This is a genomic window from Thermocrispum sp. (genome assembly GCF_002919275.1).
GTDB classification, from domain to species: domain Bacteria; phylum Actinomycetota; class Actinomycetes; order Mycobacteriales; family Pseudonocardiaceae; genus Thermocrispum; species Thermocrispum agreste.
In genome coordinates this window covers 38,420-44,599 of sequence record NZ_PKFA01000056.1, presented here as the reverse complement: position 1 = coordinate 44,599, position 6,180 = coordinate 38,420, and the positions used below count along the sequence as shown (strand labels likewise).

Annotated in this window: 5 protein-coding genes; 4 read left to right on the top strand and 1 reads right to left on the bottom strand. The window is 69.7% G+C overall.

Features of this window, described 5'->3' with window-relative positions:
- Nucleotides 1-128 precede the first annotated feature (128 nt).
- Nucleotides 129-986 carry an exodeoxyribonuclease III gene (locus tag CXP56_RS14240; protein ID WP_028848379.1) on the bottom strand — a complete coding sequence of 286 codons (858 nt, stop codon included), beginning with the start codon at nt 984-986 and terminating at the stop codon, nt 129-131.
- A 230-nt stretch (nt 987-1,216) separates the two neighbouring features.
- Here CXP56_RS14240 and CXP56_RS14235 point away from each other — a divergent pair, with 230 nt between their 5' ends.
- From CXP56_RS14235 to lpdA, 4 genes are all read left to right on the top strand, one after another.
- Complete coding sequence (locus tag CXP56_RS14235) at nt 1,217-2,551, top strand: DUF445 domain-containing protein (protein ID WP_245566698.1); 1,335 nt, start codon at nt 1,217-1,219, stop codon at nt 2,549-2,551.
- 1 nt (nt 2,552) lies between these two features.
- Complete coding sequence (locus CXP56_RS14230) at nt 2,553-3,440, top strand: DUF4393 domain-containing protein (RefSeq protein WP_051310331.1); 888 nt, start codon at nt 2,553-2,555, stop codon at nt 3,438-3,440.
- A 21-nt stretch (nt 3,441-3,461) separates the two neighbouring features.
- Nucleotides 3,462-4,271 carry a hypothetical protein gene (locus CXP56_RS14225; protein WP_051310330.1) on the top strand — a complete coding sequence of 270 codons (810 nt, stop codon included), beginning with the start codon at nt 3,462-3,464 and terminating at the stop codon, nt 4,269-4,271.
- Between the two features lie 501 nt (nt 4,272-4,772).
- The gene (gene lpdA, locus CXP56_RS14220; protein WP_028848376.1) at nt 4,773-6,167 is read left to right on the top strand and encodes a dihydrolipoyl dehydrogenase; all 1,395 of its coding nucleotides are present in this window, start codon (nt 4,773-4,775) and stop codon (nt 6,165-6,167) included.
- Nucleotides 6,168-6,180: the final 13 nt, after the last annotated feature.

The window sequence follows — 6,180 nt, the reverse complement described above, 5'->3', positions numbered from 1 at the left end:
CGGCGAGCTCGTCTCCCAGAAGATCGGACGAATCGCCGTGCCCGCCCCGTCGGAAGCGCAGTAGTCCCCTGCCCCCCGACCCGCCGGCCCCGCCCGCCACGAGTGGCGGGCCCGGTGCTTGCCGTACGTCACCTCGACTGCGGCAGCGTCACCTTCCGTTTCGCCGGCCGCGACGGCGGCGGCACGACCGGGCCGATGTCGCCGTCCGGCGCCTCGTCGAGATCCACCATCACCGGCGCGTGGTCGCTCGGACCGGTGCCCTTCCTCGCCTGCCGGTCGACCCACGCGGCCCGCACCCGCTCGGCCACCGGGGCACCGGCCAGCACCAGGTCGATCCGCATGCCGAGGTCCTGGTGGAACATGCCCGCGCGGTAGTCCCAGTAGGTGAAGATGCGCTCGTTCGGCCACCGGTCCCGGACCACGTCTCGCAGCCCGAGCTCACCGAGCGCGGCGAGCGCGGCTCGCTCCGGTTCGGTCACGTGGGTGTGTCCGGCGTACGCCTCGGGATCGAACACGTCGGCATCCGTGGGCGCGATGTTCATGTCGCCGCTGACGATCACCGACTCCGGCCCCTTGGCGATCACCTCCCGCAGCGCCGCCAGCCAGGCCAGCTTGTAGTGGTAGTGGTCGGAGTCCGGTTGCCGCCCGTTCGGCACGTACAAGCTGTGGACGCGGATCCCGCCGCAGGTCGCGGAGATGGCCCGCGCCTCGGGGCCGGGAAAGCCCGGCTCCCCGGCGAACCCGCGCTCCACCTCCGCCAGGCCGACGCGCGACAGGATGGCCACGCCGTTCCACCGGCCCTGGCCGTGGTGCGCGAACTCGTAGCCGCGTTCGGCCAGCGGCTCGCTCAGCAACTCGGCGAACGCCTCGTCGGTGAGTTTGGTTTCCTGCAGACACACCACGTCCGGCTTGCGCTCGTCCAGCCACGGCAGCAGCCGCGGCATGCGCTGCTTGACCGAGTTGACATTCCACGTCGCGACACGCACCCGACCACCGTAGCCGCAGGCTCCGACGGGTCGCCGTCGCGTCCGGACGGACGGCACCTGCGGCCCGGACGGCGGCCCTGACCGGCACGGTCTTGCTGTCCGGCACCGGCTGACGCCCTGGTCACTCACCCGGCCGTCCGGTGGACATCCGCCATACGGCAGACGATGATGATCCGCGCCGGGCATGCTGCCGGGCCCTGGCTCCTCCCCAAGCCCGAAGGGAGCTGCTGATGGTCGACTGGCTTCCTTTGGTGCAGCTCGAACCGGGGTCGGCCACCCGGTTCTGGGTCCACTTGATCTCGATCCCGCTGTTCACCGGCGTCATCGGCTACGTCACCAACTGGACCGGCGTGGTGATGCTGTTCCACCCGCTGCGGTTCCACGGCATCCGGCTGCCCGGGCTGCGGGTGCTGTTCCCGCTCATGCCGCGGCGGGTGCAGGTGCTGCCGCTGCTGCAGTACGACGGGCGGATCGGCTGGCAGGGCATCGTGCCGTCGCGCGCGGACAAGATGGCCAGCATCGCCGTCGACAAAGGGCTGGCCAAGCTCGGCAGCATCAGCGACTTCTACCGCGAGCTCGAACCGGACCGGATCGCCGAGCACCTCACGGCCATCGCCACCGAACAGATCCGCGACGTGGTCGAGGAGATCATGCTGCGGGAGGACCCGCAGCTGTGGAAGGACCTGCCGCCGCAGGTGAAGGAGCTGGTGTTCGCCAGGGTCGAGCAGCAGTTGCCGTCGGTGGTGAAGGACCTGACCGACAAGATCGGCGCCAACATCGACCAGCTGATCGACGCCAAGCTCATGGTCATCCGCTACCTGCGGGCGAACCCGACCAAGCTGAACAGCATCTTCCAGGACATCGGCCGCAAGGAGCTGCGGTTCATGCAGAACTTCGGCTTCTACTTCGGGCTGCCCATGGGCCTGGTGCTGTTCGGCGTGCTGTACTACTGGCCGGACGTGTTCGGCACCGAGGCACCCTGGTACGTGCTGCCGATCGGCGGCGCGGTCATCGGCTGGGTGGTCAACTGGCTGGGCATCGCGATGATCTTCGAGCCGGTGCGCCCCACGTGGTGGATCCCGTGGCGGCAGGGGCTGTTCATCAAGCGCAAGGACGAGGTGACCGAGGGATACGCGCGGCTGATCGCGGAGAACGTCATCACGCTGCAGAACGTCGGCCACGAGCTGCTGCACGGACCACGTTCGGACCGCACCCACCGCATGCTGCTGGACACCCTCAAACCCGCGGTCGACCGCGCCGTCGGGTTCGCCAGGACGGCGGTGCGGGTAGCCATCGGGACGGACGAGTACGACAACATCAGGGCGTCGGTGGCCAGGCGGGCCAGCGCGTTCGCCCCGGCGGCGTTCGCCGACGCGGAGTTCAACAAGCGGCAGGGAGCGAAGATCGAGAACTTCATCGCCAACCAGATGCGTCGGATGAGCGAAGCGGATTTCGTGCAGATGCTGCGTTCGGCGATCAAGCAGGACGAGTGGCTGCTGTTCGTGCACGGCGGTGCGCTCGGCATCGTCGCCGGACTGGCTCACCTGGCGATCTTCGGGGTGTGAGATGGGCGAAGTGCAGAAACGACCGGTCAAGCGCGGGGTCCCGGTGGTCGGCAACACCGACCTCGTGCAGGGCATCGGCGGTCTGCTGAAGGTCGCGGCGACCACGTCGTGGCGCACGGTGAACCGCACCCTGGCCGCGACCGTGCGCGCCGGCCGCACCGCCGTGGAACGCACGCTGGACGGCGAGCGGCCAGTCGAAGTGCTGCAGGAAACCACCGCGGAGCTGCGCGAGTTCGCCTGGCGCACGCTTGGGCTGGACGAGCTGAACCGCCAGGCGGCCGGCCCCGACGGCCGCGGCGTCACGGTGACCGGGTTGCTCGGTGCGTTCGGCCCGGCTCGGTCGCAGGCCCGGGACAACGATGCCGACGAGGTGCCCACCATGGAGGTACTGCGCGCCCGCGGGCAGGAGCTGCTGAACAGGTCGGCCGACGTCGACGTCACGGAGGAAGGACACCCCGCCTACGCCCGCATCCTCAGCGAGATCACCCCGGACGAGGCCCGCATCCTGCGGTTTCTGTACCGGGAAGGTCCCCAGCCCGCCGTCGACGTGCGGACCAACCGGCCGTTCGGGATCGGCTCGGAGCTCGTCGCCAGCGGGCTGAGCATGATCGGCGAGCACGCCGGGCTGCGGCACCTGGACCGCATCCAGCCGTACTTGATCAACCTGTCCCGGCTCGGGCTGATCGAGTTCTCCAAGGAGACGGTGCGCAATCCGAACCGGTATCAGGTGGTCGAAGCCCAGCCGCGGGTGCTGGAGGCGATGAAGCAGGCCGGGCGGGCACCCAAGATCGTGCGGCGCAGCATCCTGCTCAACGCGTTCGGGCGGGAGTTCTGCAAGGTGTGCCTGTTCGGCGACGAGCCGCCCACCGACGGCTCGACCGGCGCATGACGTCTCCCGACGGGTGATCACATGCGCATCCAGCACGCCACACTGGCCGGAAACGGCGACAGCGACGACCGGATCTTCACCACGCCGAACGCCGTCGTCATGCTCGACGGCGCATCCGCGTTCCTGCCCGTGCCGGTGCCGTCCGCCCGGTACGCCGACGTCCTCGGACAGCACATCCGGGATGCGCTGATCGCGGACCCGGCCGCCGACCTGCCACAGACGCTGAGCCGTGCCATCGAGCAGACGCGTACCGACTTGCAGCTCACCCCCGGCACCTCGCCGACCAGCACCGTGGCCATCGCCCGCGCCACCGCGGACGGCCTCGACATGCTCGTGCTCGGTGACACCGAGATCATCACGCCTGCCGAGACGCTGCGCGACTACCGCATGGACGACCTCGACCTGGCTGCTCGCCGCCGCTATCGGCAGCGACTCGCCGACGGCGGTGGCTACGACGAGGAGCATCGCGCGCTGCTTCGCCGCCTCCAGGCCGAGCACGCCCGTCGCCGGAACAGGCCGGGCGGCTACTGGATCGCCGAGGCCGATCCGGAGGCCGCTTACCAGGCGATCACCGCCACCCGGCCGCTGTCTGCGGTCCCGTGGGTCGTGCTGGCCACCGACGGCGCCTACGAGACCATGCGGCACCTCGGCCTCGACGACTGGGACGAGGTCGCCCGCTGCGATTCCGATCAGCTGGCCGCCATCCTGCGCCGGTGCCAGAGGTGGGAAGCGGAGCACGACCCGGAGGGCCGCGAGCTCCCGCGTGCCAAGCGCCACGACGACAAGAGCATCGCTGTCATGACGTTCACCACCGGGGCCCCCGCCGGCTGACGCGAACTAGTGCGGGTCCCCGCACCGTGGCATGACGCCGCCGCGGATGCAGGCCGGTCGGCAGGTGCACGGTCCGGATCCGGCCGACAGGCAAGCCCGGCCCGGCGGTCGGACGGCACCCGGTACGGCACCGGAGAACACCGGCCGGGAACTCGCGTGGGGCGGTCGTCGACCGAGCGGATCACACCATGAGGGTCGACCGCCGCACGACGGCGACCGGCGAACACCGACCGGAGGCCCGCCCACGCGGCTGTTCCGGCGCGAGGTCACCCCCGGAGCACCGTGCACATCACCGGAAACGGCACCTGTCCGGGCAGCCACCCCATCCGGACCATCCCTCCCCACCAAGCACCGCGCACCAACTGACCCGCCCACCGCCCACCCGATCGAACCGCCGTCTCCGAACCACATCCCCCGCCCGCGGCAGCGCGAGCGTCAGCTGGCCCACGAACCTGCCACAGCGGCGCACCAGCCCGGCGCGGTCCTAGTAGGCTCGCGCCCATGGCAACTCACTTCGACGTGGTCGTGCTCGGGGCCGGGCCCGGTGGGTACGTCGCCGCGATCAGAGCAGCACAGCTTGGTCTTTCCACCGCGATCGTCGAGGAAAAGTACTGGGGCGGGGTCTGCCTCAACGTGGGCTGCATCCCGTCCAAGGCACTGCTGCGCAACGCCGAGCTGGTGCACCTGCTCACCCACGAAAAGGAGACCTTCGGCATCAGCGGTGACGTGTCCTTCGACTACGGCGCGGCCTTCAAGCGGAGCCGGGACGTCGCGGAGGGCCGCGTCAAGGGCGTGCACTACCTGATGAAGAAGAACAAGATCACCCAGTTCCCCGGGTGGGGCACGTTCACCGACCCGAACACGATGCGCGTCAGGCTGGTCGACGGCGCCGAGGAGACGGTGACGTTCACCAACGCCATCATCGCCGCGGGCGCCACCACCAGGCTGCTGCCCGGCACGTCGCTGTCCGAGCGCGTGGTCACCTACGAGCAGCAGATCCTCAGCGAGGAGCTGCCGGGGTCGATCATCATCGCCGGTGCGGGCGCCATCGGCGTGGAGTTCGCCTACGTGCTGCACAACTACGGCGTCGACGTGACCATCGTCGAGTTCATGGACCGGATGGTCCCGACCGAGGACGCCGACGTCTCCAAGGAACTGCTCAAGCGGTACAAGCGGCTGGGCATCGACGTGCGCACCAGCACGCGCGTGGACGCCATCGACGACAGTGGCGAGAAGGTCAAGGTCACCGTCACCAAGGGCGACCAGCAGGAGGTACTGGAAGCCGACAAGGTGCTGCAGGCCATCGGGTTCCAGCCGCGGGTGGAAGGCTACGGCCTGGAGAACACCGGCGTGGCGCTGACCGAGCGCGGCGCCATCGACGTCGACGAGTACTGCCGCACCAGCGTCGGCCACATCTTCGCGATCGGTGACGTCACCGCCAAGCTGATGCTTGCGCACACCGCCGAGGCCATGGGCGTCATCGCGGCGGAGACCATCGCCGGTGCGGAGACGATGCCGCTGGACTACGCGATGATCCCGCGGGCGACCTACTGCCAGCCGCAGATCGCCTCCTTCGGCTACACCGAGGAGCAAGCCCGCGAGAAGGGCTTCGACGTCAAGGTGGCCAAGTTCCCGTTCACCGCCAACGGCAAGGCGCACGGGCTGGGCGACGCGCAGGGCTTCGTGAAGCTGATCGCCGACGCCAAGTACGGCGAGCTGCTCGGCGGGCACATGATCGGCCCGGACGTCACCGAGCTGCTGCCCGAGCTGACCTTGGCCCAGCAGTGGGACCTGACGGTCCACGAGGCGGCGCGGAACGTGCACGCCCACCCGACGCTGAGCGAGGCGGTCAAGGAGGCCATCCACGGGCTGGCCGGCCACATGATCAACTTCTGACCCCGTCGTCGGC